31 protein-coding genes are annotated in these 26,201 nt (G+C 33.4%); 5 read left to right on the forward strand and 26 right to left on the reverse strand.

Annotated features, from left to right (window positions below):
- Positions 1-5: 5 nt before the first annotated feature.
- The 3 genes from ACZ5LY_RS02410 to ACZ5LY_RS02420 are packed head-to-tail and all read left to right on the forward strand — an operon-like array spanning position 6 to position 3,112.
- Positions 6-1,436, forward strand: a complete 1,431-nt coding sequence (locus ACZ5LY_RS02410; protein ID WP_013413839.1) for a Mur ligase family protein — start codon at positions 6-8, stop codon at positions 1,434-1,436.
- Complete coding sequence (locus ACZ5LY_RS02415; RefSeq protein ID WP_464577820.1) at positions 1,427-1,855, forward strand: hypothetical protein; 429 nt, start codon at positions 1,427-1,429, stop codon at positions 1,853-1,855. Before ACZ5LY_RS02410 ends, ACZ5LY_RS02415 begins: the two co-directional genes overlap by 10 nt.
- Positions 1,856-1,906: 51 nt before the next feature.
- Entirely contained in the window at positions 1,907-3,112 is a 1,206-nt protein-coding gene (locus ACZ5LY_RS02420) for a hypothetical protein (protein ID WP_464577821.1), read from the forward strand.
- Positions 3,113-3,125: 13 nt separating this feature from the next.
- Here ACZ5LY_RS02420 and ACZ5LY_RS02425 read toward each other — a convergent pair whose 3' ends face one another.
- The 24 genes from ACZ5LY_RS02425 to mcrB form a co-directional block, all read right to left on the reverse strand.
- Positions 3,126-4,361, reverse strand: a complete 1,236-nt coding sequence (locus ACZ5LY_RS02425) for a SufB/SufD family protein (protein ID WP_464577822.1) — start codon at positions 4,359-4,361, stop codon at positions 3,126-3,128.
- Entirely contained in the window at positions 4,346-5,098 is a 753-nt protein-coding gene (gene sufC, locus ACZ5LY_RS02430) for a Fe-S cluster assembly ATPase SufC (RefSeq protein WP_013413843.1), read from the reverse strand. The genes ACZ5LY_RS02425 and sufC overlap by 16 nt, the downstream gene beginning before the upstream one ends.
- Positions 5,099-5,118: 20 nt before the next feature.
- Entirely contained in the window at positions 5,119-5,613 is a 495-nt protein-coding gene (locus ACZ5LY_RS02435; protein WP_013413844.1) for a UPF0254 family protein, read from the reverse strand.
- Positions 5,606-6,238, reverse strand: a complete 633-nt coding sequence (locus ACZ5LY_RS02440; protein ID WP_464577823.1) for a hypothetical protein — start codon at positions 6,236-6,238, stop codon at positions 5,606-5,608. The genes ACZ5LY_RS02435 and ACZ5LY_RS02440 overlap by 8 nt, the downstream gene beginning before the upstream one ends.
- A complete protein-coding gene (locus ACZ5LY_RS02445; protein WP_464577824.1) occupies positions 6,235-6,936 on the reverse strand; it encodes a Nif3-like dinuclear metal center hexameric protein in 702 nt (233 codons plus the stop codon). Before ACZ5LY_RS02445 ends, ACZ5LY_RS02440 begins: the two co-directional genes overlap by 4 nt.
- The gene (locus tag ACZ5LY_RS02450; RefSeq protein WP_013413847.1) at positions 6,933-7,697 is read right to left on the reverse strand and encodes a DUF1188 domain-containing protein; all 765 of its coding nucleotides are present in this window, start codon (positions 7,695-7,697) and stop codon (positions 6,933-6,935) included. The genes ACZ5LY_RS02445 and ACZ5LY_RS02450 overlap by 4 nt, the downstream gene beginning before the upstream one ends.
- Entirely contained in the window at positions 7,678-8,163 is a 486-nt protein-coding gene (locus ACZ5LY_RS02455) for a DUF3236 domain-containing protein (protein ID WP_464578032.1), read from the reverse strand. Before ACZ5LY_RS02455 ends, ACZ5LY_RS02450 begins: the two co-directional genes overlap by 20 nt.
- A complete protein-coding gene (gene hmdB / locus ACZ5LY_RS02460) occupies positions 8,160-9,176 on the reverse strand; it encodes a 5,10-methenyltetrahydromethanopterin hydrogenase cofactor biosynthesis protein HmdB (RefSeq protein WP_464577825.1) in 1,017 nt (338 codons plus the stop codon). Before hmdB ends, ACZ5LY_RS02455 begins: the two co-directional genes overlap by 4 nt.
- Before the next feature lie 26 nt (positions 9,177-9,202).
- Positions 9,203-9,472, reverse strand: a complete 270-nt coding sequence (locus ACZ5LY_RS02465; RefSeq protein WP_013413850.1) for a PRC-barrel domain-containing protein — start codon at positions 9,470-9,472, stop codon at positions 9,203-9,205.
- A complete protein-coding gene (locus ACZ5LY_RS02470; RefSeq protein WP_013413851.1) occupies positions 9,450-10,046 on the reverse strand; it encodes an NTP transferase domain-containing protein in 597 nt (198 codons plus the stop codon). The genes ACZ5LY_RS02465 and ACZ5LY_RS02470 overlap by 23 nt, the downstream gene beginning before the upstream one ends.
- Before the next feature lie 24 nt (positions 10,047-10,070).
- Positions 10,071-11,543: a methanogenesis marker 14 protein gene (locus ACZ5LY_RS02475; RefSeq protein ID WP_464577826.1), complete on the reverse strand. Its 1,473-nt coding sequence runs from the start codon at positions 11,541-11,543 to the stop codon at positions 10,071-10,073.
- A gap of 53 nt (positions 11,544-11,596) precedes the next feature.
- Positions 11,597-12,529 carry a tetrahydromethanopterin S-methyltransferase subunit H gene (gene mtrH / locus ACZ5LY_RS02480; RefSeq protein WP_464577827.1) on the reverse strand — a complete coding sequence of 311 codons (933 nt, stop codon included), beginning with the start codon at positions 12,527-12,529 and terminating at the stop codon, positions 11,597-11,599.
- A 25-nt stretch (positions 12,530-12,554) separates the two neighbouring features.
- Positions 12,555-12,803: a tetrahydromethanopterin S-methyltransferase subunit MtrG gene (gene mtrG / locus ACZ5LY_RS02485; protein WP_013413854.1), complete on the reverse strand. Its 249-nt coding sequence runs from the start codon at positions 12,801-12,803 to the stop codon at positions 12,555-12,557.
- A gap of 4 nt (positions 12,804-12,807) precedes the next feature.
- On the reverse strand, positions 12,808-13,014 hold the full coding sequence (gene mtrF / locus ACZ5LY_RS02490; RefSeq protein WP_464577828.1) for a tetrahydromethanopterin S-methyltransferase subunit F: 207 nt from the start codon (positions 13,012-13,014) through the stop codon (positions 12,808-12,810).
- Between the two features lie 13 nt (positions 13,015-13,027).
- Positions 13,028-13,741: a tetrahydromethanopterin S-methyltransferase subunit A gene (mtrA, locus tag ACZ5LY_RS02495; protein ID WP_013413856.1), complete on the reverse strand. Its 714-nt coding sequence runs from the start codon at positions 13,739-13,741 to the stop codon at positions 13,028-13,030.
- A 2-nt stretch (positions 13,742-13,743) separates the two neighbouring features.
- Entirely contained in the window at positions 13,744-14,061 is a 318-nt protein-coding gene (gene mtrB / locus ACZ5LY_RS02500; RefSeq protein WP_464577829.1) for a tetrahydromethanopterin S-methyltransferase subunit MtrB, read from the reverse strand.
- A gap of 29 nt (positions 14,062-14,090) precedes the next feature.
- Positions 14,091-14,921 (reverse strand): tetrahydromethanopterin S-methyltransferase subunit MtrC, encoded by an 831-nt coding sequence (gene mtrC / locus ACZ5LY_RS02505; RefSeq protein WP_464577830.1) that lies wholly within the window; start codon positions 14,919-14,921, stop codon positions 14,091-14,093.
- Positions 14,921-15,625: a tetrahydromethanopterin S-methyltransferase subunit D gene (mtrD, locus tag ACZ5LY_RS02510; protein WP_464578033.1), complete on the reverse strand. Its 705-nt coding sequence runs from the start codon at positions 15,623-15,625 to the stop codon at positions 14,921-14,923. The genes mtrC and mtrD overlap by 1 nt, the downstream gene beginning before the upstream one ends.
- A gap of 4 nt (positions 15,626-15,629) precedes the next feature.
- Positions 15,630-16,508, reverse strand: a complete 879-nt coding sequence (mtrE, locus tag ACZ5LY_RS02515; RefSeq protein ID WP_464577831.1) for a tetrahydromethanopterin S-methyltransferase subunit E — start codon at positions 16,506-16,508, stop codon at positions 15,630-15,632.
- A 111-nt stretch (positions 16,509-16,619) separates the two neighbouring features.
- Positions 16,620-18,287, reverse strand: coding sequence for a coenzyme-B sulfoethylthiotransferase subunit alpha (gene mcrA, locus ACZ5LY_RS02520; protein ID WP_464577832.1), 1,668 nt, complete (start codon positions 18,285-18,287; stop codon positions 16,620-16,622).
- 17 nt (positions 18,288-18,304) lie between these two features.
- Positions 18,305-19,054, reverse strand: a complete 750-nt coding sequence (mcrG, locus tag ACZ5LY_RS02525; RefSeq protein WP_464577833.1) for a coenzyme-B sulfoethylthiotransferase subunit gamma — start codon at positions 19,052-19,054, stop codon at positions 18,305-18,307.
- 18 nt (positions 19,055-19,072) lie between these two features.
- The gene (gene mcrC / locus ACZ5LY_RS02530) at positions 19,073-19,684 is read right to left on the reverse strand and encodes a methyl-coenzyme M reductase I operon protein C (protein WP_464577834.1); all 612 of its coding nucleotides are present in this window, start codon (positions 19,682-19,684) and stop codon (positions 19,073-19,075) included.
- Positions 19,685-20,131, reverse strand: coding sequence for a methyl-coenzyme M reductase operon protein D (mcrD, locus tag ACZ5LY_RS02535; RefSeq protein ID WP_464577835.1), 447 nt, complete (start codon positions 20,129-20,131; stop codon positions 19,685-19,687).
- A gap of 28 nt (positions 20,132-20,159) precedes the next feature.
- Entirely contained in the window at positions 20,160-21,491 is a 1,332-nt protein-coding gene (mcrB, locus tag ACZ5LY_RS02540; protein ID WP_464577836.1) for a coenzyme-B sulfoethylthiotransferase subunit beta, read from the reverse strand.
- A 191-nt stretch (positions 21,492-21,682) separates the two neighbouring features.
- On the opposite strand from mcrB, the gene mmp10 reads away from it, so the two are divergent.
- On the forward strand, positions 21,683-22,948 hold the full coding sequence (mmp10, locus tag ACZ5LY_RS02545) for a methyl coenzyme M reductase-arginine methyltransferase Mmp10 (RefSeq protein ID WP_013413866.1): 1,266 nt from the start codon (positions 21,683-21,685) through the stop codon (positions 22,946-22,948).
- On the forward strand, positions 22,923-24,212 hold the full coding sequence (locus ACZ5LY_RS02550; protein WP_464577837.1) for a methyl-coenzyme M reductase glutamine C-methyltransferase: 1,290 nt from the start codon (positions 22,923-22,925) through the stop codon (positions 24,210-24,212). The genes mmp10 and ACZ5LY_RS02550 overlap by 26 nt, the downstream gene beginning before the upstream one ends.
- Here the strand turns inward: ACZ5LY_RS02550 and ACZ5LY_RS02555 are convergent.
- Both ACZ5LY_RS02555 and ACZ5LY_RS02560 read right to left on the reverse strand, forming a co-directional pair.
- The gene (locus ACZ5LY_RS02555; protein ID WP_464577838.1) at positions 24,209-25,387 is read right to left on the reverse strand and encodes a cation diffusion facilitator family transporter; all 1,179 of its coding nucleotides are present in this window, start codon (positions 25,385-25,387) and stop codon (positions 24,209-24,211) included. The genes ACZ5LY_RS02550 and ACZ5LY_RS02555 overlap by 4 nt on opposite strands.
- Positions 25,388-25,399: 12 nt before the next feature.
- Positions 25,400-26,191 (reverse strand): Mrp/NBP35 family ATP-binding protein, encoded by a 792-nt coding sequence (locus ACZ5LY_RS02560; RefSeq protein ID WP_464578034.1) that lies wholly within the window; start codon positions 26,189-26,191, stop codon positions 25,400-25,402.
- Between the last annotated feature and the right edge of the window lie 10 nt (positions 26,192-26,201).

Here is a 26,201-nt window from a genome sequence, read left to right on the forward strand (position 1 = left end):
AAAAAATGAGATTAAGTGAATTAGCTTCATATGTTTCTGGAAAATTAATAGGGGAAGATAAGGAAATAAAAGTGGGTATATTTAATACTCTAGGCGATGCTAATCCAAATGATATTGTGATTAGACATTGGATAGATGAAAAAGGTGTAGAAATTGCAAAAAATAAAGAAGTATCAGCACTTATAACTCAAAATCCAAAAGGAAATTCATTAGAATATGCAAAAAAGTTGAAAGTACCTATAATTTTAGTTAACAAGATTGAACTTGCCAGTGCATTTGCCATAAAATGGACAATAAAAAATTTTGCACCAAACACTTATAGAGTTGTAATCACAGGTACTAATGGTAAGTCAACAACAACCCATATGATATATCATATTTTAACCCATGCTGGAAAGAAAGCATTTACAAACACAGATGCAAAGTCAGAGTTTAACACTCTGATAGACCCAATGGTAGCTAAGTTACTTGCTGAAAAGGCTAAAAAAGAAAACCTCGAATATTTGGTCATTGAAGTGTCTGAAGTTCAAGGATGGCTAGATCGTCTCATGAAAGACCATGCATATCTCATGACAAAATCCATAAATCCTAATGTAGTTGTAGTTACCAATGTAGCATTGGACCATATAGGTTTAGTTAATTCAATTGAAGAAGTGTTTGAAGAAACTAGTGGGGCTGTAAAAGCATTGGAAAAAGGATTTGCTGTACTTAATTATGATAATGAATTTACAAGAAAAATGGCTAAACTCACAAATAAAAATGTAAAAGTCTTCTTTTATGGAAAAAATTGTCCAGTAACTTTTAAAAGTGGTGGAATTTATGTTAACAATGATTTATTCATAAAAAAAGAAGAACTTCCATTCAAAAGTGAATATTTTATACAAAATACTCTTGCTGCAATATCTGCTTGTTTATGTTTAAATATTCCTCCAGACATTATAAAAAAAGGAATTTTAACATACAAACCACTAAAGAGAAGATTTTCAATTTTATGTAAAAAACCATTAATAATAGATGATTTTGCACATAACCCTGACGGTATCAAAATGGCCATAAAGAGTGCAAAAAAACTTACAAAAAACAAATTGTGGGTTGTATGTGCTATACGTGGGTCTAGAGGAAAAATTATCAACAAATTAAATGCGGAATCGTTATCAAAGACTTTAAAAAACATTGAAAATTATGAAGTTGTTATAACCAATAGTGACGATGTTGTGGATAACCTTAATAAAGTAAAAAAAGAAGAAGAAAAAACATTTTTAAAAACACTGGAGAAGTATAATATAAATTATAGATTCCACAAAAAATTGAAAACTGCTTTGGAAGAAACTTTAACTAATTGTAAAAAAGATGATACGATCTTGTTGATAGGTGCTCAAGGTATGGACCCTGCCTCAAAACTATTAAAAAAAATAAAAGTGATACCATGTTCATAAAAGTCAAAAGAGATACTCTTATAATTTTATTTGTGGCATATCTCCTCATATTGGCTGGTAGATTCTTAAATTATGCGTCTTATGCTTCATCTAAAGACTTTAGTGGGGCAGTTCCAATTTCAGGTGTTATTGTGAAAGGTAATGATATAGTACCAACAAGCTCAATAAAAATAAATGTAGCTGCTGCTGGATTTAGACCAGGAAGTTATATTAAAGATAACATGCTTATAACTTCAAAACGTAAAATACCACTTGATAGGGCTATAGCCAATGCAAGAGAATTTGTTAAACTGTCAACAATACCTGGTACAAAAGTCATGCCAATAGTAGATGCAGATGTAAAGGTTGATAAAAAAACAGGTATCGTAACTGTCACTGTAATTGAAGATTTTTCCTTGGCTAAGGTACAAGGGGGGTGAAGAAAGATTAGAAAATTTAGATATCTAGTATTATTTTTGTTAATAAATTTTATGATAGGTACTGTATCTGCAACATGTAATATAATTGTAATAACTGATCCATCAGGTAGAGATCCAAATGGAGTGGCAGGTGCTAGTTTATCTTATGCTCCTAACATGTTTCAATCAACATTCTTACTTTCTAAAGATAAAAAATTTGCAGTTTTATCAGGTGGTGAAGGAGAGGCAATTCCTAGATTGATGGCGATTGTAGAAACAATAAAAAGATTAGAGAATGGAATGTCAGCTGCTGACGCTGCTTCTGCAGCAAATCAATACCCTGGAATAAGAGTTATGTGTGGTGGACCAGGAATAGGTGCAGCAGTTGGTGGATCATTTGACGCATACATAGTAACTGTTGAAGATGATGGAACTATAAAAATTACTCCAGTATCTGGTGGGCTAGCCGTGCTACCACCTGGAAAAAAGGGAGCTATAATTCACTTAAGAAATACACCAGGGAATCCAAAATATGGTACTGCAGATAATGTACGTAGAGATGTAGCAATAAATGTAGGAAAAATGATTAGGGATGGATATCCAGCTACAGTAATTGTTGGGAAAGCTGTAGAAGAAGTTGCTAGAGATTCTGGAGAAAGATATGGTGGTGGTGCAGTAAACATTGCATCTGGTACAACAACTGGAGACATGTTTACTCCAGCTACATTAAACCAAACAGGATATCCACTAGATGAACCATATGTTAAACTGTGTCCACAATGTGGATGGAGTATGGGATTTCCAACAGCTGAACGTTATGATCGATGTCCCATCTGTGGAAGTCAGTTAAAAACTATATATGCTTATCAAGCACTTACAGATGCAATCACGGTCTCAAATAAAACAGTTATAGTGTCTGTGTATGGATCTGACAGTAAAGGTGTAATTGGAACTACTAAAGAAATTGTGGAGGCAGTAGTCAATAAATATGGATATGATCCTGTAAAAATTTCTGAAGCAATAAACCGTGCAATAGACAATGGATTAATTTTAGGTGTTAATTACGTTGAACCAAAAGATATTAATGTAAAACCTTCTGCAAGAGCTGTAGGTGTATATTATACGCCTCTTCCAGATAATAGGAGTGGACCACCATGGGATTTACCCATACCTGCAGGAATTTTAGAAACTCTTGGTAATGTCCAAACTGTTTTAGGTTTTGCACTTGCATTCCTAGCATTTTTCCGAACTATAGTGGTTGGCAGAGTTAAAAAATAAAGATATAAAACTTTTACAATCCTTTAACACACATATCAATCATCTTTTTTGTTTCAGCTGCCAGTTCTGGAGGTAAACCTTTTATGTCAATGCTTAAAAATCCTCTTACAATCATAGATATGGCCTCTTCTTCTGTTAAACCGCGAGACATTAAATATAATATTTTTTCCTCGTCAATCTTACCTACAGCAGCCTCATGTGACATTTCTAAATCTGTTGCACTTCCTTCTAATTCTGGAATCGCATGTATCATTGAATCATCAGATAATATTAACCCATGACACTCTAGGTGGCCTTTTACTCCAGGTATCCGACCTGCTAAATGACCTCTTGAATATATTTTAGATTCATCCATAGACACTGCTCTAGATATTACATTTGCACTTGATTCTTTACCTTCCAATATAACTCTTGAACCAATGTCAAGTAGCGAATTTTTCTTACCTGCCATGACAGATTGGAATATTGCCTTCGAATTTTTTCCTGTACAATATGCTGTAGGGTATGACTGTATTACGCGAACTGGACTTGTCAATATGTAATTATTTATATATGTTCCATTGTCACCAATCACAATGCCTGTTCTTGGTCTTACTTCTACTTGTTCTGCCCAATTATGAACCATTGTAAATGTAATTTTTGCATTTTTTTTAACATAAAATTCTGAGATCCCTATATGCAATGCTGAATTAACATCTTGTCCTGTGGCACAACCCGTAATTATGTGTAATTCAGAATTTTCTTCTGCAATAATTATATTATGAGCTGTTTGCATTATGCGTTCATCTCCAATAAATAAACATGCCTGCAGTGGAAATATTTCCTTTGATCCTGGCAATGATCTTATAAAGTAACCCGTATATTTTTCCTCTTCTAACTCTTTCAGAGCAACATGTGCCGTATATTTATCTGTATCTGGTGCAACTGCTTTCCACATATAATCTTTTACCCAATCATATTTTTCTAATGCTGATTTGATCCCCATTATTTCTACAGACTTAGATGGAGAAACAGAATATATTTCACTTTCATCAAGCTGTATATAAGTACCTGCTCTCTCTTTTTCTGATGTGTCAATACCTACTTTAACTAATGTATCCCTAACTTTTTTTGGTACATCCTCTATACTTTCAATTCTTTCATGTTCTCCAGGATCTTCTGCTAAAAATTTTTTGAGGTCTGTTTTAGGGCCATATGGTGATTCTTTATCTTTAGCTTTTTCTGCTCTCTTTTTTATGTCTCGTAACATTTTTTACACCCTTCAAAGCCTTCTTTCCTTATATCTTCTAATATTTCGTCTGGACACCCTGAACAAACAATTTTTCCATCTAGAAGTACGTGCGCAATTTCAGCTTTAACAAAATTTAAAATATAACCTAAATGCGTTATAATTAAGCCTGCTTTCTTTCTTTTACTTGGTTTTTTATCTTTTTCTAAAAGTTTGTTTATCATTTCAGCCAAAATTTCAACATTTTCTATATCTACACCAGAATCTGGTTCATCTAACATTATAAATTCTGGGTTTTGTGCTAGAAGCTGCAATATTTCAGATCTTTTCATTTCTCCTCCTGAAAATCCTAAATTTACATCTCTACTAAGGAAATCTTTATTAAATTTTAATTTTGTTGCAAATCTATATATTTTTGGATCTAATTTTTCATCTAAAGAACAACCACTTTCTATTTTTAATAAATCAATAAGGCGCACTCCTCTTATTGCTGGTGGATTTTGAAATGCCACTCCTATTCCCATTTTAGCTCGTTCTGTAGTATTTAAATTGGTAATATCTTTGCCTTTAAACAATATTTCTCCTCTAACTACTTTATATTCTGGAAAACCAAGAATTGTTAAAAATAAAGTACTCTTTCCTGCTCCGTTTGGTCCAAGTAAAACATGAGTCTCTCCCTTACCTATATAAAGATCTACACCATTCAATATTCTTTTACCATTGACCTCTACCACAAGATCATTAATTTCGAGAAGCAATTTAGATCCTCCTATAAAATTCATTTAAATTCATCAATCAATACCTTCTCAAATAATTTTAGACATCTTTTTATTCCATGAGCTTGTCTTTCCAAAATTTTTTTGGGTTCTGAAAATCTTAAATCTGCATGAACACCAGAATCTGTTATTATTTCAGATTTATTTGTTACAATTGCTATACCACCTCTACCAACGCCTGCTGTAGTGCCTATCCCTATATCCGCATTAGTGATTCTTTTAATGGATTTAGCCATCTTAAGAGCCATTTTTTTGTCTGATTTTTCATTGTAAACTTTTATATCTCCTAAAACATGGTCAGGTGTCAATGGCTTAATTTTAAGAATTGTTTTTAATCCAGAAATCGTTGGAATAAACAATGCTGCAACTAAAGATATTTTATAGTCTTCTCTCTTTATACTCCAATCATAGTTGAGAGGATATCCTTGTGCAAATGCATGTATTTCCCTGCCAATTTTTCCATGTGTGAAACATTCTGCTGTTGCTACCCTAATCATCTAACTTCTTCCTCAAAAGTTTTAAAATATTGGCTGTAATAACATTTGCAATTCTATCAAGGACATATGGAGTTATTGGTTCCCAATCTTTTATTAATTTACCTGTACCTACAAGAATATGATTTTTCTTAATTCCTTCATTTCTTAAACCTAAAACTATTGGATTCTCTGGAGCATCTTCTATATTGAATACTTTAATTTCTTCTTCCCCAATTCCAAAGACACCCATTGTACTTATTGTATATGCACCTATTTCATGAGCTTTTTTTATGATTTTAGCTGTGATGGGTATGGTATTACCTCCTGCAATAGTAATACACACAACATCTCCATCTATAATTTCTAGATTATCCTTTGACACATAACAAGGCATGGTTTCAATTTTCTTAGAACATGGTAATCTTTTTAGGAATTCTGTTTTATATTCTCCAATTTTACCTCCTAACATCCTAAATATAAAATCTTCTTCAGAAATTTTTTGACCATCTATTGCTTTTATTATTGCAGGTCCGCCTCTATGTACTTCTATTAAATTTAAAGCTATTCTAATACCTAACCTACCTAACCCAACAATAGTTACTTTACCTTTTGGATTTTTAAGTTTTTCAAGCTCTGAAATATTCATAATATGTCCCATTTTATTGGTTTGTCAGCTATATCTACTTCAATTCCTAAATTTGAAATAATTTTAGCAAGTTTGTATAGCCCTGGAAGTTCTGTGAAATAATGAGTGGCATCAATTAAAGTTAAATTTAGGTGATATGCTAAAACCATTGTTTTATAGATTAAATCACCTGAGAGATAAACATCTGCATTCTTTTCATATGCTTTTTTAACAAGATGTTCATTGCTTAAACCAAAGCCTGAAACAATTGCCACATATTCTACAATTAAATTTTTATCAAAATTAACAACTTTAACATTATCTATTGATAATTTTTCTTTGATAAGTTTTATAAATTCTGGTAAAGAAACAGCTTTTATTTTGCAAAGTCTTCCTATTCCACTATCCTCATCCAAAACATCCTTTATTTCCATATTTAATGTTTCTGCAAGAGCATCACAAGCTCCGCCTTTTACCACATCCCAATTAGAATGTATAACATAAGTAGGTATTTCTGGCTTAGACAAAGGTGGATGATGAAGAATCAGAAGATCATATTTGTTTAATTTTTTTGTTGGGACATAATCCATTGAAACCAAAACTTTTTTTACTTCTAAATTTTCAAGATCTTTACCAATAAAACCAATTTTATCCCCATCAACTGCAAGATTTTTTGGAACAATTTCTTCTATTTTTTTAAATAATTCTTTGGCCTTCATTTTATCTCAATAACTTTAGATTTTATTTTTTTAATAAATTTTTCAATTACTTTATCGCAAGATACTGGCCTCAAAGAAGACACAATAAGCGCATGTTTTTTTAATTTTTTCATGAATTTGGTGAAGTTATTTTCTTTAAATAACATTCCCTCATAAAATTCAAATGGTGACATGCAATAAAGTACGCCTTCAACATCAAAAAAATAATTCATAACATTTTTTAAAACCTCAATTGTGAGTGTCATTGTTCCAGAAGTTTTACTTTGTAGTCCATAAGTATAAAGAAAAGCCTTGTATTTGGCATTGATACTATCTATCAATCTTTTTTTACTGCCGATTTTTCTTATTGTTTTATCACTTCCGTCTGATCGTGGATCCTCAATTATAAATGCTTTTGTATAAAATTTATTTAGATTTTCTATGCCACCAATACCAGTAGTGTCTATAATTAGATCCCATTTCTTCCTTAATCCATCTAAACCAATCTTAAATTCTATATTTTTTTCTACTAAATTTATAACCTGAGGATGGATATCAACTAAAGTAATCTCTGTATTTAAATTATTGGCTAAAAAAGAACCAGTAATGTATCCACCAATTATCAGACAATTTTTTGGTTTTAATTTTTTTTCTTTGAGCCACTTTATCACTGCTTTAGTTTTAACTTCACCAATATATTTTATTATATCATGAAATGTGTATTCAGAATAATATGTTTTTACTGTTGGTGTTATACCATTTTCAACTTTCATGTTTTTCATTGAGTCCTATTCTTTTTAATGCAGTAATCATTTCATCTTTTACAGCTTTTTCAACACTTTTTTTGTGAATTATATGTGGTGGAGATAACGCTGCACTTAATATTCTACCTTTTGAATCCATGATAACTAACATTGAACCTGAACCAGGAACACCAAGCCTTCCTCTAGCAATAACTAAATCGCAGTCAACGATATCTAATGCCATTAATGCTTTACTTATTGCTGGTGTTCTATTTAGATCACATGCATCTGTGTAGAATTTAAGATGTTTTGCTTTTTGAATTCCAAATTTCTCTAATACTTCATTTATAGCTTTTACTTTCTCTTTTGTTTTATTTGGAACAACTATATTTTTTGCATTAAGAATATATTTTTGAATTTCCTTTACTTCTTTAATTTTATCTCCCTGTCTCCTGCCTTCCGCAGATTCAACATATGCTTTTTTTATTAATTTTTCCATAGTCATGCGCATCTAACATGTAACTTCAGTTCAGGTTTTAAATGTAATTCTTTAATAACACGTATTACGTCATCTAAATTTCCAACCTCTGGTGATCCTACACCTTTAACATCATGAGGATAGTTATTGGGGATAACTGTGGCTAAATTGTCAGCACCTGCCATAAGTGAATATTTAACATTTTCTGGTCCGATAGTAGGAGTAGGTACAGTTATTCTTATTTCCGGGTACATCAACCTAGTTATCGCAATAGTTTTCATTTGTTCATGTAAAGGACAAGGAGGATGATTTTCCATAGGTGTTCCTTTATATGGATTGAAACCCATGATTGGTATTTCTCCTAAAGTTTTAAAGGTTTTTAAAAATTTTAAATGCATTAACCTATCATAATATGATTCACCAATGCCTATCAATAATCCTGAAGAAAGTTCAATATTGGCTTCTGATACTAGTTTACATACTTTAATTCTATCCTCAAGGTTTTCACCAGGCTTTAAATCTTTAAATAACTTCCTGTTTATAGTTTCCAAATTACAACAAATAGTGTCGGTATCATATTTTTTCAATTTTAAAATTGTTTCCTTATTAAGATCTGAACCAACATTTATCAATAATTCAAGTGACGTGTTTTCCTTGACAATTTTGGCTGCCTTGACAGCCTGAGAACCACCATAACCATGTGCACCTGAACAGCTAACTCTTGGAATTCCTGATTTCTCTATTTTTTTTGCTGCTTCCAATATTTCATCACCAGTTTTATGAAATGGATGATAATAACCTTCTGGTGAAGTTCCTGCAGCGAAACCACAATATTTACATTTTGGAGAAATCTGACATATATTTGTGATGTGAATTGTTGAAGTTAATTTGATTGAATCCTTATATCTATCTCTAAGCTCAGAAGCAGTGTACATCAGTTCCTTGAAATCATTAGAATTCTTAATTTTAAACAATTTTAAAATTTCACAATCACTCAATTTTTTTTCTTTTAAAGCTTTTTTTAAAATGCTCTTAATCATCATCTTAGCATCACGGCTTTAAAAAATTATTCTGTTATTATTATGAATTCACCGACTTTTTCGACCCTGTGGAATGGAATGTAAAGATAATCTCCCCTTCTTTTTGCCCCTCTCAAATTTACGTTCTTTTTATCTTTTTCAACTTTAACAACAATGTCTGTTATTTTACCGGTTTTATCATTTATTATAATTTCTTCAAGGTCTCCAAGAATTCGAGCATTATTTGTGGCTACTCTATAGCCCCTAATTTCACTCCAAATTTTTTCTTCACTTTTAATTTTTGTTTTTTCCACCATTAAAACCACCAAATTTTTTGAGAAATTCAAGATCTTCAGGAGTATTGATATTCAATGCAAGTTCCAAAAGTGGAAGTTCTAACTTTTTTTCATCTTGTTTTTTATTTACAGCTTTTAATAAATTTAACCCTATTGGTATTTGTTCAGTGTTATATGGAGGAGGAATTAGCCCATATTTTTTGTAAATACTTCGTGGTACAACAACGGTTAAAGCCGGTTTATCACTTTTTTCATAAATATCTATGATCATGTTTATTGTTTTGGGTTTTACCAATGGCAAATCAGCGTTTATTACAAGTAATGTATCTCTTTTTGGAATCTTTGTAATTACATATCTTAAATCATTTACATAACCCTTTCCAGGTGTCACTATTACTCTATATCCTCTTTTTTTTATGTATTCTGTAGTTTTAGGTGTATGGACACTTGTTGCAACTATTATTTCCTTTACTCTATCAACTTTTTCTAAACATTCTATCACATGTTGTATCATTGGTTTACCATTTATATTTATGAGGGGCTTTTCTTTGAAAGATTTAAGAGATTTAAGGCGTGTTCCTTTACCGCCAGCCATCACTAAAGCCTTTAAAAATTTTAGCTAAACCCCTCCAGATTGTTTCTTTTTATGATATTTTAATCTTTCTGCAAGTATACATCTATCTCCACGATTACCTCCTATTGGTATACGTGGTGTCCCTAAAGAATTCATACATCTAGCCATCATGGCAGCTCCAAGTGCTAAACCATCAGAAACAAATACACAATCTTCAAAATAATCGTTAACATATTCAAGAATTAATTCAGGTTTTTTACCTGTTATACCAGCCCTACCTGTTACTCCCAAAACTGAGCCATCTTCAATTATGTCTTCATTAACAGCTTCTTCCACTAATCTTTTAGCTATTAGTGCACTTACATAATCAATTGTTCCAAATAAAAGCTCTAAACCATCATTTTCATAAATTTCTTTTCCAAGTTCTGATAGTTTATGGAATTTGCTTCCATTTTTTCCTACATCACACCCGATAAGAACTGTTCCAGCATTTTCTGCAGCTTTTGGGTCTACAGGTACAGTACCAAATCTACTTCTACTTTTTGGAACTTTTCTTATGTCTATATATTTATGGACTTCTTCTGCATATTCTTGTGCTTTTTCTGCATCATATTTACCTTTTGTAGCTTTTACATCTAATACTGCACCTAGTTTTTTATCAACAAGATTAGTACCCTTTATTATGGCATCTGGTATTGCACCAGCCAATCCACAGAAATTTCCAACAGTTTTAGCATATGGTTTTTCACTATTTACAATTCTCCCAGCTAGTGTAGTACCAAAATCCATTGATACACAAGGATTACGAAAATCAACGTCAGTCCATTTGGCACCAAGCTTTATTCCAGCAGTTACAAGTTCTCCTTCCATTTCATTTGCAACCACTTCTCTACCAGTAGGAGGAAGTACTCCAGCTACTGCACCATCAAATGCTATCTTATCTAACAAACTATAATCTTGAAATTCTTTAGGTAAATTTTCCAATGATAATGCAGGTGTCATTCTTGCTGGAGGAATGCCTGCCTTTAAACAACCCTCTGCCAATGCTTTTATCATTTTTCCAACTTCTTCCGGAGATGCAAAACCAGCTGTGACACCTGTAGATCTCACTACAAAGTGAATATCTTTTTTTATGTCTAATTTAGCTCTTTTTGCAGATTCATGTATAGTATCCTTGACCAAATCTGCCACAGATTCTTTTGTAAGTTCAACACCCCAAATTGTTTTCCCAAAAACTTTTTCACCGGGTTTTGGAGGTCTAACGTCCCGTGTCATTTTAACAGTTTTATCTAATAAATACGTTCTACTTGTTCTGAGGTTTGTAGCTGTTATTATGCATTTGGTCGTTGTGTTTCCTAACTCTACTGATGCAACAATGTAATGTACATCTGGCTCCATTGAATATCCAGAACCAACAGTTTTTTTAATAAAAGAAGTAGATTTTATTTCTTCTATTGTTTTATATTTACTTTTTGCTATGGTTGGTTTAGGTCCAAACAATCTTTTTAAAAATGACAAAAAATTACCTCCAAAAAAACAGAAAATAAAAATTAATTAAAAAAATAAAAAAATTAGAGAAGCTTAAAGAATGGATGCTCTTCAATAGGTTCAGTGCCTATATCTTTTACAGCTTCTGCTATAAATACATCACACATGGCACATGCTGGGAATGCCATCTTAGCGTTTTCTATTGGACCATATAATACGAAATCTCCACCTGCCATCTGTTGAATTAAATTAGATCCAACGTCACATACTGGCCATGCTTCTTTATGTTCTTTCCTGTATTCTCGTAGCCAATCCCATGCAGATGGCACGTTATGAATACCACTTCCAACTGGGTATCCCCATTTACTTTTGGCAACATATGATGTTCTTACAGCGACCCCAGCCCCTTGACCAAGAGGTGTTACTGCAACATCCAACAATGGTTTATCAATACCACATTCTTCTGCAATTTCTAAAAGTCCTTTATCTAATGCATCTCCACCATTTTCCCATATTGCGATTTTACCTTCAACACTAGGATCCATTGCATTAAATCCAAGGACAATTGATGCTGATACATCAGTTTCTTTTAGTGCATCAAATTCTTTTTCTTCTCCTGACATGTTAATTGAATTATAAATAGCGCGATCTGCTACTCCTATTTCATCTACATACTTTGCACCAGCTATTCTAGCATCAGCTGATGTTGAATCTATAAGAAATGGTGCGTCTGTGACATCTGCAACAAATTCTAAGTATTTAACTATTGCATCTTCTGTTGCACCGAAAACTTGTACAAGATGGGGATTTCCTGTTGTGTCAGACATCTCTTCTTGGATCTTTATTAGTTCTTCTGCCTTATCCTTATCGAATACACCTTTTTTCTCATCTTCAATGATGCTATGACCACCATAAAATATAGTTCCAGCTAATACTGTTGGATATTCACCAGGTTGTCCACCAATTTTTACTCCTGCGATATCAAGAACAATTTGTTCTTTATCAAATCTAAACATGTTGATTAAACCTCCTTTAACTTTTTTAAATTCTAAGTAATAATCTCACTGCTGGAAGTGCAAAGAAAATTATTAAAATTATTATACCTAAGATAACACCATAAGCTATTCCAATGTCTCTGCCAATTTGTTGTCCTAACCTTTCAAAATATTCTCCAGCTGCAAAGTCAACTTTCTTTTCCATTTCATCAAGTCTTTCATCTATTTTATTGTATTCATCTACTGATACTAATACACGAGGTATTGTGGTTCCTTCATCATCATTATTTGTCAATATATCATCCTCCTAAAGCTCTAAAAACGGCGACAATGCCTATTAAAATTACAGCAAGTAAAATACCATAGATTAATCCAAGAATTCTTGTTTGTATTAATCCTGAAAATACTCTTCCTTCTCTTGCAATCAACTGAACCCTATAGCAAATATCATCTGTTGTTTTTTTCACGCCTTTAATATTTGGTTTATTAGATAATGATATTGCCAAGAAATACACCCCCTCAAATTAGAAGTATAAATCCTATTAAAAGTGTAAGTGCAAGACCTATACCAGTACCTTGAATTTTTCCTGCATACATTCCTGCCCACATTCTCTGTATTCCTCCAACCATCATTATTTGTGTCTGCATATCTCTAATTCTTGCTTCAATTAAAGCTGTCTCTGGTGAAATTGGATTTATTTTCTCTGCTTCCCCTTCTTCCTCTTCTTCTTCAACCTTTACTACCATTGCTTCCTCTTCAAAAGCCCCTGGATCCTTCTCTATGCATTCCTTAACCTTTTCCTTTATCTGATCAGCATCCTCAACATCTATCAAATCAACAATCTCAACCTGTTTCTGGAATCTCTCCAATGCTTCCTCTGGTAAATTCTCTATGTAAGGTATTGCTCCCTTTGCACCAATTATCTTCTTTTTATCATCAACGCCATTCTTATGCAGTGCTTTTATACTTTGTCCAGTTATATGCCCTTGAACCTCTGAACCACATAGAACTAGGAATCTTATGTTTGGATTTGAGATTATATTTGCTATTACTTTCTCTATTCCTAAATTCTCTGTCTTGCAAGGCCCAGCTATTGCAGCTCCTGCATCTATTGGTATATCTTCTATATGTGATGCTAATGTTACTGCTGCAACAGGACTTTCAGGATCTCCAACAATATAATCTCCACTAACTACTGGCCATCCTTCTGCTGGTTCTTTTTTCTCAGCCAAAATCATACACCTCCAAATTTAAGTAAAATTAAAGCGAAAACTATCAATCCAAATACAAATCCATATATCATGTTTGTAATTTTTCCCTGAGTTTTGTAGATACCTTCTCTTCCTGGATATGACTCTGGAGGAATTGTATCAGGATCTAAAGAATTATAAAGATTATCCACAGCCACCTCCAATTTATCCAACTCTTTATTTAAATCGTCCATTGAAAGAACAATTACATCTCTTCCAAGTGCAGTACTAATGACACCAGCTGATGGATCCAAAGCTAAATTAAATTCAGGTGCTACATGAATGAAAGGAAGCATTTCCATTTTTATACAACCTCCAAGTGTTTTATAATCTATTGTTCTTCTTCAGGCCACCAGCCTGTTCTTTGTACTATTGTGTTCTCGAATACATCCTTGACAAACATTTTCATAGATATTGCCCAGCCAACAGCTGCAACTAGTGAAATTAGCCACCAATATGGATTCTTTATTATGGAGAGTATGCCTACAATTGCCATCATTGCAAATCCTGCTGCTAATGCACATTTCAATGTTCTGTATTGATCTTCATTTGGACCTAAGCAGGCATTAAATGGATGTTGAATTGCCATTGCACACATAAAGTATAAGGCAGGCATATAACCTGTGAGAAGTGTTGGATTAAGTAATCCTGACCCTGTCATTAAATAACTACCTGCTATAGCTGATGAAAATGCTAAAACAGATAACACACTAGCTCCAGCTAACTCTGTCGTACATTGTACAAATATAGGTATTTCCATTTTTATGAAAACTCTACCTGCAATTCCAGAAACTGCACCTATGATTAATGCAATTATTAAAGCTGCAATAGGTGCTAATAATGAAGGTATCGCTTTAGATAGTAGTGGAACTGAGACACCCATTATAACTGATAATAAACCTACTGCACCTAACATTGCTCCAATTGATGGTACTCCAGTACCTAATCCGTAACTTGCAACCCTCCTTACTGTATCAGCGCCCCAGAAAATTGCACATACACCGCCAAGACCTGCAATTACAGGACCAACCACTGGAATACCTGAAAGATAAATTCCTACTAAACCACCTATTGTTCCAAGAGCTATCAAACGAATAGGTGGTATTTCTACCTCAGCCACTTTAGTAGGCGCACCATGTCCACCAGCAGCGGGTGATACCATTAAAATGCACCTCCTTTAGCAATTATCAGTGTTAATATAGCTATCACAAATGATACTATTAAACTACCTACAATTCCACGAGGTAAACGGTGTATTTTAGGATCCCAAAGTCCTTCTGTTGTACCTCCAATGTTATAGGATGCTAGAACTGCATTAACAAAGAACATTCCAAGAGCATATGCCACAGCAATTGCTTTAGCACCAAGATCTCCAAAATATGGTATTGTCACTAAAGCATGATATAATGTCCAATATATTAATGCTCCACCAACTCCACCAAGGAAAGCTCCCATGGCTCCACTTATGTAAGCTGATGTAGGTGCTCCATGTCCTTCTGTACCTGGTGTAACATATTTCTCTTGATTCCAACCGGTAATTGGATCTTTTTTTCTCTTAGCAATTGTTGGCACTGATCCAATACCATACACAAGACAAATGTTTGTGAAAATTCCTGTCAACGTAATCATGACTGATGCACCAATGCCTCCTGCAAGTAGAATCATCCAGAGAGGTTTTTTCAATGCCATTCCTGCAACAATTAAACCTGTCATTGATGCACCAGCTGCAAGTTGGGTTGTACCTGTTGGTATTCCTGAAGATGTTGCCATTGCTCCTGATGCTCCACCAACAGGTACTAAATGAACTCCAGCAAAAACAGACATTCCACCTAGAGTTAAAGCTGCAACCAAAGTTATAGGATCTATCAATTTACTCCCTCCTGTATGGTCCATACTTTTCTCTTGCATGTTTTTCTAATCTATTATTTATTACTATCAACAACATTACGAAAAGAAATGCTGCAAGTATACTCCATTTTTCAAACACTATATCGAACCAGAATGTGAAAAGCACTATTAATCCAAATGCCATTCCTGTTATAGGAGATCCATATTTAACTGTGAAATTACCTACTTCCATAGGACTTCTAGCTCCAAGCACTCCCTTTCTTGCTATGTCTCCATGACTAGCTACTGGTATTCCCCCTCCAAATTTTTTATGTACGTACAGCACTTCTGCTCCATAATATACATCGCCAACTGCTGAACCTATTGCACCTATAGTCATTCCCCATATCATTCCAATGACAGGTATTGGGAATGGATGTGCAAATCCCTTTACAGGTAAAGTCATTAAGTATGATACTGCAGTTATAGTGAAAAATACTATAAATACATGTCCAGCTATTGGTCCTAAGTTCTCTGTTAGCATGTCTAAAAATACTGGCTGATTAAAATTAGATTGTCCAGATATTCTACCTAGATATGCAGTTGTTGAATATGCTAACCATATAAGTGTTGTAATTGCTGCACCTATTGCCAGTGCAATAACTGCATGAATATGTAGATATAACATTGCAACTGTTATTGCCCCAGATACTCCACAAAATGCACCATATGCAAATGGTTCTCCAGCTATTGCCTTATTAAAAAATCTATGTAAATTACCCATCTGTGGTGCTAACTGTACTTGTGAATTTGGGTTACTTTGTGATCCTATATTGGTCTCTACATCCTCAATTGTTTGTCCTATAATTGCAGAAGCTGTTGTAAGTGCCAAAATACCTAAACTAGCCACTGCGGGGTCCATATCATTCCTCCTTTTAACTTTATTAACTAAGTTATTACTAATTCTTTAAAAAGTTTTCGGAAAAATAAAGAAAAAGAAAAAAATCAAAAAATTTTGAATTATGTTAAGAATTTATTTACCAGCAGGCCTTATTAAGTCTCTTTCACCAGCTGGCTCAAATTCACGTAATGCTCCTTTAGCAAATTCGCCACGTGGATTTGTCCAATCGAATGGTAGATTGTCATCTGCAAATGCGACTTTAACCAATGGATTTAGACAATAGGCATCTCCTCTTGCAATATGTGCTGCCTGAACTATACCTGCATATTCTCCCTGATGTCCAACATTCATTGCATAGTTTGGATAGTTAGGTCCACGTAGTTCAGCTGGTAATCCTTCATCACTTCTAATTGAATATGTGTTTGCAGCTCCACATTGATCTTGTAAGTCATAGCCATAGAATCCTAATCTTGCATGAGCTTCTTTATGTAGTATTTGTGATAAGTACCAACCACTGAATCCTGCTTGAGCATTGCCTGTTGCAAAGGCTGTTGAACATCCAGATGCAGCTGCAGCAATCGCTGCTCTTTGTGAACCTCCAAAGTGATCTTCCATTAATGTTGGATATTCTTCATATTGTTCAAGACTGTAAAGTGTAACTTCGGTTGCTACATCAAGTATTGTGTCGAAATCATGTGGTGCCTCTGTTAGTCCACCATATTTGTCTTCTACGTATTCTTTACCATAGTATGTGAAATCATCAAGTATGTTGTCGGTATATGATGCTGTAGCATATTGTGTGAATCCTACTCCACCTGACATGTAAGATCCTAGCCATATTTGGTCATATAGCATTGCTCCAGAAGCTACTACATCTAATGCCACTCTCACAGGGTCTTCATAATGTACTCTGCTACTCTGGACAATGTCTGCTAGAAATCCAAATGGTACTCCTCCTGGTTCATTTTCACCTCTAGCTCTTCTAACAGGTAAATATGTACCTAAATGTATAACTTCTGCATGTTTTGCAGCATATGCGAAATCTGCCGTTGCAGCTTCTCCAGCAGCTTGTTTATATGCAGAAATCATTGACATTCCTATTTGCATTGCTGACCATCTTGATGTAGTTGCACCATCACAAGTTCTAGAAACTATTGTTGGAATTCTAACTGCTTGCCATATAGAATCTCCAATAGCTTTTTTCAATTGCTCAGCTTGGTGTTCTGGGAACTGTTTGTTTATATCTATTAAATAACAGGATTCTATTTCATCTGCTAATTCATCGTTACCTGTAAATACTTTTACATAACTGTCTGCAGTAAGTCCTGGATGTGTTTCTACCATGTGCTCCTGTACTACTGCAGCTCCGGGCATTGCGTGGTTTACAGTTTCTAAATAATGATTTATAGTTTCTGGTGTCACTTCTTTACCTAATCTCCTTTCAAGAATTCTATGTGCATGATTTAGTCCTACAATAACAGTTCTTCTTATGTCATCCCAGAATTGCTGCATTGCAGCATTGTTTACAAAATGTAGGTCATCACCTTCAACAAATGTATCTGTGGTAGAAACTTGATATGGCATTAAGACTCTTTGTCCTAATGGAGTACCAATGTCTGGGTTGTATGCAGGTATGCCTCTTTCCTTTGCAACTTTTTTACCATACTCTACAAATTCTTTCTTTCTTTCAGATTGTTTCCAACCACCTAAAGTATAGAAAGTTGTTTTTCTTTCTTTAGGTTCTTCTTTAAATTTTTTCCTTAATGCATCAACAAACAATTTTTTTCTTTCTTCAGCCATATTTAAACACCTCCTAATTATTCAGGGGAAAATCCTGCTTCTGATCTTAATTGATGAATTCTTTGTACAATTTCAAGGAGATCTTTGTCTTCTCTGTAAGGTATGTTATCTACTCTATATATTGTCGTTTTTTCTTTAAGAGTTTCCTCATCAAGAGGTTCTCCAAGGTCTATTGGTTCATCAAGTTCATCTCCGATCTGATTCTTGACCATTTTTACTCTGCCAGTTTCTTCATCGTAAACCTGTCTTCGTAACATGTCGAACATCATTCCATTTTCATCTAATCTTAGTGAGTGTCCATGAACAGCTTTTCCTCTAATTCCTGTTCTAGCTGGATCAAAAAACTCTGTTTCTATTAATTCTTTAGCTATTTTTTCAACGTCCCTCTCTCTAGCTTCAATTATTTGTCTTCCTGATAAAGTACCAGCATCTGCACCTCTGTATCTCCATAAATATGCTCTTGATCTAATATATGGTTGTGCTGGCGCAAAATACACAGAATCTGTAAATTGTATATATCTGACTCTATCTCCAGCTTTTGCACCTTCAGTTGGTTCAACAATGTCTTTTATTGGATCTTCTGGCTCATCTAATTCTTCAAGTGGAGGATGAACACTTGGATATTCTTCACCAGGAGCTCTATGTCCTAGTATCCTAACTACATCTTCATCTGAAATTTCTCTCAATTTTTCTAATTCTGCATCTGGATTCATAAATTTCCTTCTATTTTCAGCTATTTTCGTAGATCCAGGATAGAATTGGGCCATATCTAAACACCTCCTAATCTAATACTCCAAACGTGTTAAAACATTAAGCCATTTTTTAACTTTATTAACGATTTCATCTAATTTCTCCTGGGGGCAGGTTTCGCCTCTCACAACCCCACTTACAATGTCTACAACGATGCCTTTTGTTTGAGGTTTATCAGGCATTACTGCACTCGTCTTAACACCGATTTTTGCAAAATCTTCAAAATCTACTGGATATTCACACACAATAATGCAAGGAACATCGACGTTCCTTAGTATTAAACGAGCCTTGTAGATTATGTGATATCTGACAGCTCCCAAATGTACCAAAGCCAATTTATGTCTTCCTATTTGTTCTGCCTCTTCAGGAGTAATTCCAAAAAGCCCTCCCGCCCCAGCCTCAGGTGCATCACTTGGAACTCCAGCTCCAGCATTTAATACCAAAGTACTTACCTTTATATCATTTTCTCGCAATGCAAAGGTTATTTCACAAACAGGTTTAGTTATATGTCTTCTTCCTGGTGACATTGCAACAGCTACAACATCGCCACCACATTGAGCAAATGTACCTCTTTGGGCCAAACCTCCTCCTTCACCTAGTCCCATTGTTTCCCTACAATCTACAATATGTGTTGTTCTTCCAATCATTTAATCACGTTTTTTCTTTTTTGTTTTTGGTATTATTGATACCCTATCTTTTAATCTAGCACTTTGATCTGTCATTCCTACTAACTCCGTTGGTAACTTATCAACATCTTTACCAAATTTTATAGCATCAGTCACCGTTTTTTGTCTTCTAAAGAATGTTCCTGGAATTAATTCATATTTAAATGAAAATACTTCATCGCAAACTTCTTTAATTTTTTCCATTGTCTTTTTATCTTCTATTTCTACAAATATTCTCCCTGTTTTAACTTTAAGTTCTATATCCTGACCTTTTACATTTATAACTCGTCTATCAGGGTGTTCTCCTGCTGGTAATCTTTGACCTTGTATTATCATTCTTTTTATACCTTCAATCTCCCCAAGCTTATTCAACAATTTTTCAGTTGTCTCAGCACTGAGGAGTCGATGTGGAAATATCTCTATATCCATTTCCTGCCCCCAGGATCCACAGTTAACTTTATACTTTATCTTTTATTTCGGCTGCAGCCTCTACAACATATTTTAATGGCTCTCTAAATTCATCTACTTTACTAAACACGTCTTTTATTAATCCTGAAGTTAATTCTGGTGAAAACATTTGTGTTCCAGCATCTAATGCCATTGCAGCGGCAACACAAGGAATTGCAAATCCTTTACTATGCCTTGTCACAATGTGGTTTCCATTAAATATTCCAGGTCCTCCACCACCATAGATTGAGTGACTGAAGAATGAGAAACCTACAGCTGTACCTTCTGCCCTTCCAAAATCAACGCTAGGTAATCCAGTTTCAAATTCAATAATGTCATTGTAGTAAAGAATTGTTGACGATACACCTTGAGCTGCTCTTGCAGCTCCTTGATTAACAATTGTAGCTGCTAATAATCCAGCTGCAGCATATGCATTCCATAATGCCAAATCATCTGTACCATATACTTTGAATCCATTTAATTCTTTTTCAACTTTTATTACACCATCTTCTTTTGCTCTTTCAACAACGTCCTCAACAACTGATCCAACTGTTCCATCCTTTCCATTAGCTTTAACTAAATCATATACCAAATTATTAGCATTTAAGCCCTGATATGCTAGACCAAGTAAATGCAATCTTTCAAATTTTCCAACAGCGTCTCCCATTTCAAACATTGCCGTATGTTCTAGAATTGAAGATAAAGCTACAGCCTGCAATGTATTTTTAAGTGTTGCTGCTACTATGTGATTAACTAAAATGTTTCTTAATGCGTATCCAGGTCCTTCTAATTTTTGAGGTATATCTAACATTGTAGCAATGTTTCCACCGACATATTCTACAGATTGTGGATATCTTCCCAATACAGCAGCTTTAACCATGTTTGCATCATAAATGCTAATATCACATACATCAATTATTGATTGTATAAATGCTGATGCTGTAACAAGAGGTGCAACAGAGTATTCAGCAGCAGATTCTAATCTTAATGAAGGTACTTTAACTAAAGCTCTTTTACCATCATGTAGTAACTCTACAACTGTATCATCGCCCTCTTCCACTTGAATCATTTCTTTGGCTTTTTCAGCAATTGCTTCAGCATTGTCTATGACATCAACATCAAGTTCTCTACCAGGTATGTGACAACCAGGACCTCCAACCTTTGCGCTTCTTAATGCATTTTCAATTCCTTCTAAATTTACAGCAACTGTTCTTTTGATGTCATGTATAATTTTCTTTATTGCTGTATTTCGCAATGGACTTAAAGCCTCAATAGGTACTTGTTCTTCAACTAAGTTTCCCCTATCATCATACAAATCTACTTTATCTTCATATTTTGGCATTAATTAACCTCCTTTTTAAATATCTTTTTGTGAATAATTGTATAAATTACATATTTAATGAAATTTTCTTTTACAGTCAAGTAGAAAAATATATAAGTGCAGAAAAATGATTATATATTAGAGTTACTCCTAAAACTGTCTCATATTTTTTATTTCAATAGTATTATTACAACTACATAAAAGTGAAAAAAATGCAAATAATTGCAGATGTTGGAGGTAGGCCAGGCAAAGATTGCGGAGGCTTTTGCAAGTATTGTTACTTTAGAAATGTAGGTAAATTTAAACCATTTGGATGTAAAAATTGTCCACCAGGCAAAATAGGATGTAAAGTTTGTACAAAAGAAATAGCAGAACTTAACAATGGTTTTTTACCTCCAGCGTTTGTAATATCAAATATTCAATCAAGCCTTCTTATGTATGGACACAAAAAAGATGTAAAGATTAATATTAGTGGTGGTGGAGACGTCAGCTGTTATCCATATCTTCTTGATTTAACAAGAGAAATAAACAATTTAGGTTTACCCATACATCTTGGATATACAAGTGGTAAAGGAATCGATGATGCAAGAATAGCATATGAATTAATAGATAATGGCGTAGATGAGGTAACTTTTACAGTATTTTCTGTAAATCCCAAATTAAGAAAAGAATGGATGTCAGATAGAAAACCAGAAGAATCTCTAAAAGCATTGAAAATATTTTGCGAAAATATAGAGGTTCATTGTGCTGCAGTGATAATACCTGGTGTAAATGATGGTGAGGAGTTATATAAGACTTGCGCCAAGCTGGAAGAATGGGGAGCTGAAGGATTTATATTGATGAGATTTGCAAACTATAAAAACCAAGGATTAATTTTAGGCAATGGGCCAATAATTAAAGGAGTTGAACCACATACATTGGAAGAATTTTCTGAATTAGTTAAAAAATTAGACAAAGAGTTTGATTTGAGGATAACTGGTACTCCATTGTGTGATCCAAAAAATGGTGCACCATTTGCACTTTCACGTGAAGAAAATAAAGAATTTTTAAAAATATTACCAAAAATAAAAGGAGAGGCTACAATATTAACAAGTAAAATAGCTGCCCCATATATATATAAAATAATTAAAAATTTAGGTGCAGAAGACAAAGTGAATGTATATCCAACAAAAAAAGATATAGGATGTTTAATTACACGTGAAGACCTCAAAGACGTTGATTTATCTAAAATCAAAGACACTGTAATAATTCCAGGACGTGCGTTAGTTCATGACATGGAAGCAGAAAAAATCCTTAGTAAAGATGGAAATAAAAGAATCGTAGTTAGAGGACCTGACAGATTGTCAGTTGATGGTGAAATGAGTGGGACAATGTCAGAGTATGATGTAATAGAAACTGAAATGGAGGCATGGTACGAGTTAATTAATATAATAAACTTCTATGGGTTAAACCATGAATACCATAGTTATAAGCCCTGAATTCTACAATTATGGATCATTAGTTGTTGCAGGTATACTTAAGAATTTAAAACATAAAGTGAATTATTTTAAAGGATTTAAAAATAAAATAAATGCAGATATTACTTTTATAAGTCTCCAATCTACAATTCATCTTCTCAAATACCAAAAAAATATAAATTCAATTGATTCTTTTAAAGTTGTAGGTGGACCAGTAACAATGGATCCTAGCATGGTCTTTAAGTATTTGGATGTAGATGCTGTGATGGTAGGGGAAGCTGAAAACAAATTAGAAAATTTTATGAGAAAATTTGAAGAAAATAAATTAGATGAAATTGAAGGAGTAATATTAAAAGATCAAAAAGATGAAATTCCTAAAATGATACATTCTAATTCTTTGGATAGACCCCTACCATATATACCTCCAGACATCAAAAATGAAAATATAAGGGGCGCCAATGTTTACATAGAAACTCACAGAGGATGTCCTGGTAACTGCGGGTTTTGTCAAGTACCAAAATTTTTTGGAAGAGAAGTGAGAAGTAGAAAATTAAATGAAATTGTAAATGAAGTAAAAGAATTCGTAAAAATGGGTGCTAGGAGAATTGCCATAAGTGGGGGCACAGGAACTTTATATGGATGCAAAAAATTCAAAGAAATCAATGAAGAAGCTTTTATAGAGTTATTAAAAAATTTGAGTAAAATTACAGGAAAAGAAAACTTAACAATACCTGATATACGTGTAGATACAGTTTCACCAGAAATAATGGAGGCTATAAGTAAATACACAAATGGATGGGTATTTTATGGAATAGAATCTGGCAGTGAAAAAATTTTAAAGAAAATGAATAAAGGCATCAAAATAGAAACAGTTTATGAAGCTGTAGAACTAGCTAGGGAACATGGTGTTAAAGTTGCTGGATCATTTATAGTAGGGTATCCTGGTGAAACAGAAGATGATTTTGAGGCTACATTAAGTTTAGCTGATGATTTAATGTTAGATGATTATTTTGTAAGTATAGCTGAACCAATTCCAGGTACTCCTCTTGCTGAAGAAGTTAAAAACCTTCCACTAGATAAAAATCCTGTATTTATGGAAGTAAATGATACAAATGTTTCAACAATTGCTGAGTTTAGAGCATTGAAGCTCATGCTGGATTCATATGTTTTTAGGAAAATACCAATACCTATGACTGAAAAGTTATTTAACATGATTTTAAAAGAAGTCAAATCACAATCAAAACATATAAAAACCGTAACTTACATGATTAAAGACATGATTTAACTTTTAGCTTTAACAGCGTTTTTTATTATTTCTTCTAAGGAACTTCCTTCAGCTTTCACAATTTTACATTCAGGTAACAAAAATTCTAAATTTTTAGATGGATTTTTAATAGCCAAAATGTCTATATTCTCTGATTTTAAAAATTTTGCAGCTTTTATTCCTTTCTTCTTCTCTACTTTGGCTCCGGGATTTTCTTTCATTTCAATCTTTGTTATTTTATTATCTACAATTTTAGCTATAGCAAAATGAGAAGCTTTACCAAGATGTCCACTTACTTCACCATTTTTTAAAGGCACTGCAACAATTTTATAATTTTTTTCAAATGCCTCTGTTTGAATTGTTAAAATATCAACAGATTTTATTTCATCTTTAACCTTATCTTTTACCTTTAATATAATCTTATGTGCATCTTTAATTGTCTTCTCTGGATCTAGCTCCAGATGCATCTCACCAAAAATATATGGCCCACATCTTCTAAGTCTTATTGCATGTGCACCTCTAACACCATCAACCTTTTCTGCAATATTCTTTATCTTATTTATTATCTTTGGATCGATTCCTGCATCTAAAAGTGCAAGTATATCTGCTTTACATAACTCAATACCCATATGAAAAATTAAAATTGAAATTATAATACCTGCTAGACCTTCTATCCATTCATAACCAAAAAATGAGGATAAAATACCTATGAATACAATTAAAGATGAAAAAGTGTCGATTAAGCTATGTTTTCCATCGTTTATAAGTGCTTGAGATCCTATTTTTTTACCAATCTTCTCTTTATAAATAGCTAGAATATAACATATAATTGCAGATAAAAGTGCAATTACTATACCAATAGTAGGATACTTTAATGTATGGGGGTTTATGATACTTTTAATAGATTCATACATTATTTCAATTCCTGCCACCAGGATTAAAACCGATACCACAAAAGAAACAAAGGTTTCAACTTTGTAATATCCATATGGAAACCTCTGATTTGGTTTACGTTGAGAAATTTTTAATCCTAAATATACAGCCAAAGAAGAAAAGATATCAGAAAACGAATGCATAGCATCCGCTATTAAAGATATACTACCTGAAATATAACCAACAGCGCCTTTAACAACTGTTAAAAATAAATTTATATAAGTAGAATATTTTGCAACCTTTTCCCCTCTCTTTAAGTTCATTCTACCACATTATTAACTCAAATCTAATTTATTTTTAATTTTTTCTATTATTTCAAAAAACTTCTTAGAGATTTTTGAGTCTGGGTATTTTTCAATGACTGGAGCTCCATCGTTTAAAGCCTCTATATTTTTAATATCTAATGGTATCGAACCAAGATATGGAATAGAATATTCTTTTGCTAATTCCTTTCCATTTCCTTTACCAAAAATACGGGTTTCTTCACCACATTTTGGACATACAAAACTACACATATTTTCTACAATTCCTATAACTTCCATATTTAATTCTTTTACCATGTTTATGCACTTTTTAACATCGTCTATAGCCACTGATTGAGGTGTGGTAACAATTATCACTCCATCAAGATTAGATATAGATTGCAACACTGTTAATGGCTCATCTCCAGTACCTGGAGGATTATCTACAACTAAAACATCAAGATTTCCCCATTTTACATCAGAAAGTAACTGTCTAATGGCACCTGTTTTTTTTGGACCTCTCCATATAACCGGTAGATCATGGGAAGGAAGTAAATATTGCATTGAAACAACTTTTAAATTATTTCTTTTTAGAGGAATTATACCTTCTTTATCAACCATTAAATTACCGTCTAACCCTAATATTCTTGGAACATTAGGGCCATGGATATCTGCATCTAGCAATCCCACCTTAAAATCTTTACTTAAACCTACTGCAATGTTTACAGCAACTGTGGATTTTCCAACTCCTCCTTTCCCACTCATAATTGCTATCTTATGTTTTATTTTGTTCATTGCTTTACTTATTTTTATATCTTGCTCCATTAATTTTTTA

It is taken from the genome of Methanothermus sociabilis, from assembly GCF_055392295.1.

Excerpts from the sequence above, each read along its gene's own strand:
- ACZ5LY_RS02410 (WP_013413839.1), top strand. The coding sequence starts at position 6 with ATGAGATTAAGTGAATTAGCTTCATATGTTTCTGGAAAATTAATAGGG.
- ACZ5LY_RS02415 (WP_464577820.1), top strand. The coding sequence starts at position 1,427 with ATGTTCATAAAAGTCAAAAGAGATACTCTTATAATTTTATTTGTGGCA.
- ACZ5LY_RS02420 (WP_464577821.1), top strand. The coding sequence starts at position 1,907 with ATGATAGGTACTGTATCTGCAACATGTAATATAATTGTAATAACTGAT.
- ACZ5LY_RS02425 (WP_464577822.1), bottom strand. The coding sequence starts at position 4,361 with ATGTTACGAGACATAAAAAAGAGAGCAGAAAAAGCTAAAGATAAAGAA.
- ACZ5LY_RS02435 (WP_013413844.1), bottom strand. The coding sequence starts at position 5,613 with ATGATTAGGGTAGCAACAGCAGAATGTTTCACACATGGAAAAATTGGC.
- ACZ5LY_RS02440 (WP_464577823.1), bottom strand. The coding sequence starts at position 6,238 with ATGAATATTTCAGAGCTTGAAAAACTTAAAAATCCAAAAGGTAAAGTA.
- ACZ5LY_RS02445 (WP_464577824.1), bottom strand. The coding sequence starts at position 6,936 with ATGAAGGCCAAAGAATTATTTAAAAAAATAGAAGAAATTGTTCCAAAA.
- ACZ5LY_RS02450 (WP_013413847.1), bottom strand. The coding sequence starts at position 7,697 with ATGAAAAACATGAAAGTTGAAAATGGTATAACACCAACAGTAAAAACA.
- ACZ5LY_RS02455 (WP_464578032.1), bottom strand. The coding sequence starts at position 8,163 with ATGACTATGGAAAAATTAATAAAAAAAGCATATGTTGAATCTGCGGAA.
- hmdB (WP_464577825.1), bottom strand. The coding sequence starts at position 9,176 with ATGATTAAGAGCATTTTAAAAAAAGCTTTAAAAGAAAAAAAATTGAGT.
- ACZ5LY_RS02465 (WP_013413850.1), bottom strand. The coding sequence starts at position 9,472 with ATGGTGGAAAAAACAAAAATTAAAAGTGAAGAAAAAATTTGGAGTGAA.
- ACZ5LY_RS02470 (WP_013413851.1), bottom strand. The coding sequence starts at position 10,046 with ATGGCTGGCGGTAAAGGAACACGCCTTAAATCTCTTAAATCTTTCAAA.
- mtrH (WP_464577827.1), bottom strand. The coding sequence starts at position 12,529 with ATGTTTAGATTTGATAAAGAACAAATTGTTCTTGATATCGCAGGAGTA.
- mtrB (WP_464577829.1), bottom strand. The coding sequence starts at position 14,061 with ATGGAAATGCTTCCTTTCATTCATGTAGCACCTGAATTTAATTTAGCT.
- mtrC (WP_464577830.1), bottom strand. The coding sequence starts at position 14,921 with ATGGTATCACCCGCTGCTGGTGGACATGGTGCGCCTACTAAAGTGGCT.
- mtrE (WP_464577831.1), bottom strand. The coding sequence starts at position 16,508 with ATGGACCCCGCAGTGGCTAGTTTAGGTATTTTGGCACTTACAACAGCT.
- mcrA (WP_464577832.1), bottom strand. The coding sequence starts at position 18,287 with ATGGCTGAAGAAAGAAAAAAATTGTTTGTTGATGCATTAAGGAAAAAA.
- mcrG (WP_464577833.1), bottom strand. The coding sequence starts at position 19,054 with ATGGCCCAATTCTATCCTGGATCTACGAAAATAGCTGAAAATAGAAGG.
- mcrC (WP_464577834.1), bottom strand. The coding sequence starts at position 19,684 with ATGATTGGAAGAACAACACATATTGTAGATTGTAGGGAAACAATGGGA.
- mcrD (WP_464577835.1), bottom strand. The coding sequence starts at position 20,131 with ATGGATATAGAGATATTTCCACATCGACTCCTCAGTGCTGAGACAACT.
- mcrB (WP_464577836.1), bottom strand. The coding sequence starts at position 21,491 with ATGCCAAAATATGAAGATAAAGTAGATTTGTATGATGATAGGGGAAAC.
- mmp10 (WP_013413866.1), top strand. The coding sequence starts at position 21,683 with ATGCAAATAATTGCAGATGTTGGAGGTAGGCCAGGCAAAGATTGCGGA.
- ACZ5LY_RS02550 (WP_464577837.1), top strand. The coding sequence starts at position 22,923 with ATGAATACCATAGTTATAAGCCCTGAATTCTACAATTATGGATCATTA.
- ACZ5LY_RS02555 (WP_464577838.1), bottom strand. The coding sequence starts at position 25,387 with ATGAACTTAAAGAGAGGGGAAAAGGTTGCAAAATATTCTACTTATATA.
- ACZ5LY_RS02560 (WP_464578034.1), bottom strand. The coding sequence starts at position 26,191 with ATGGAGCAAGATATAAAAATAAGTAAAGCAATGAACAAAATAAAACAT.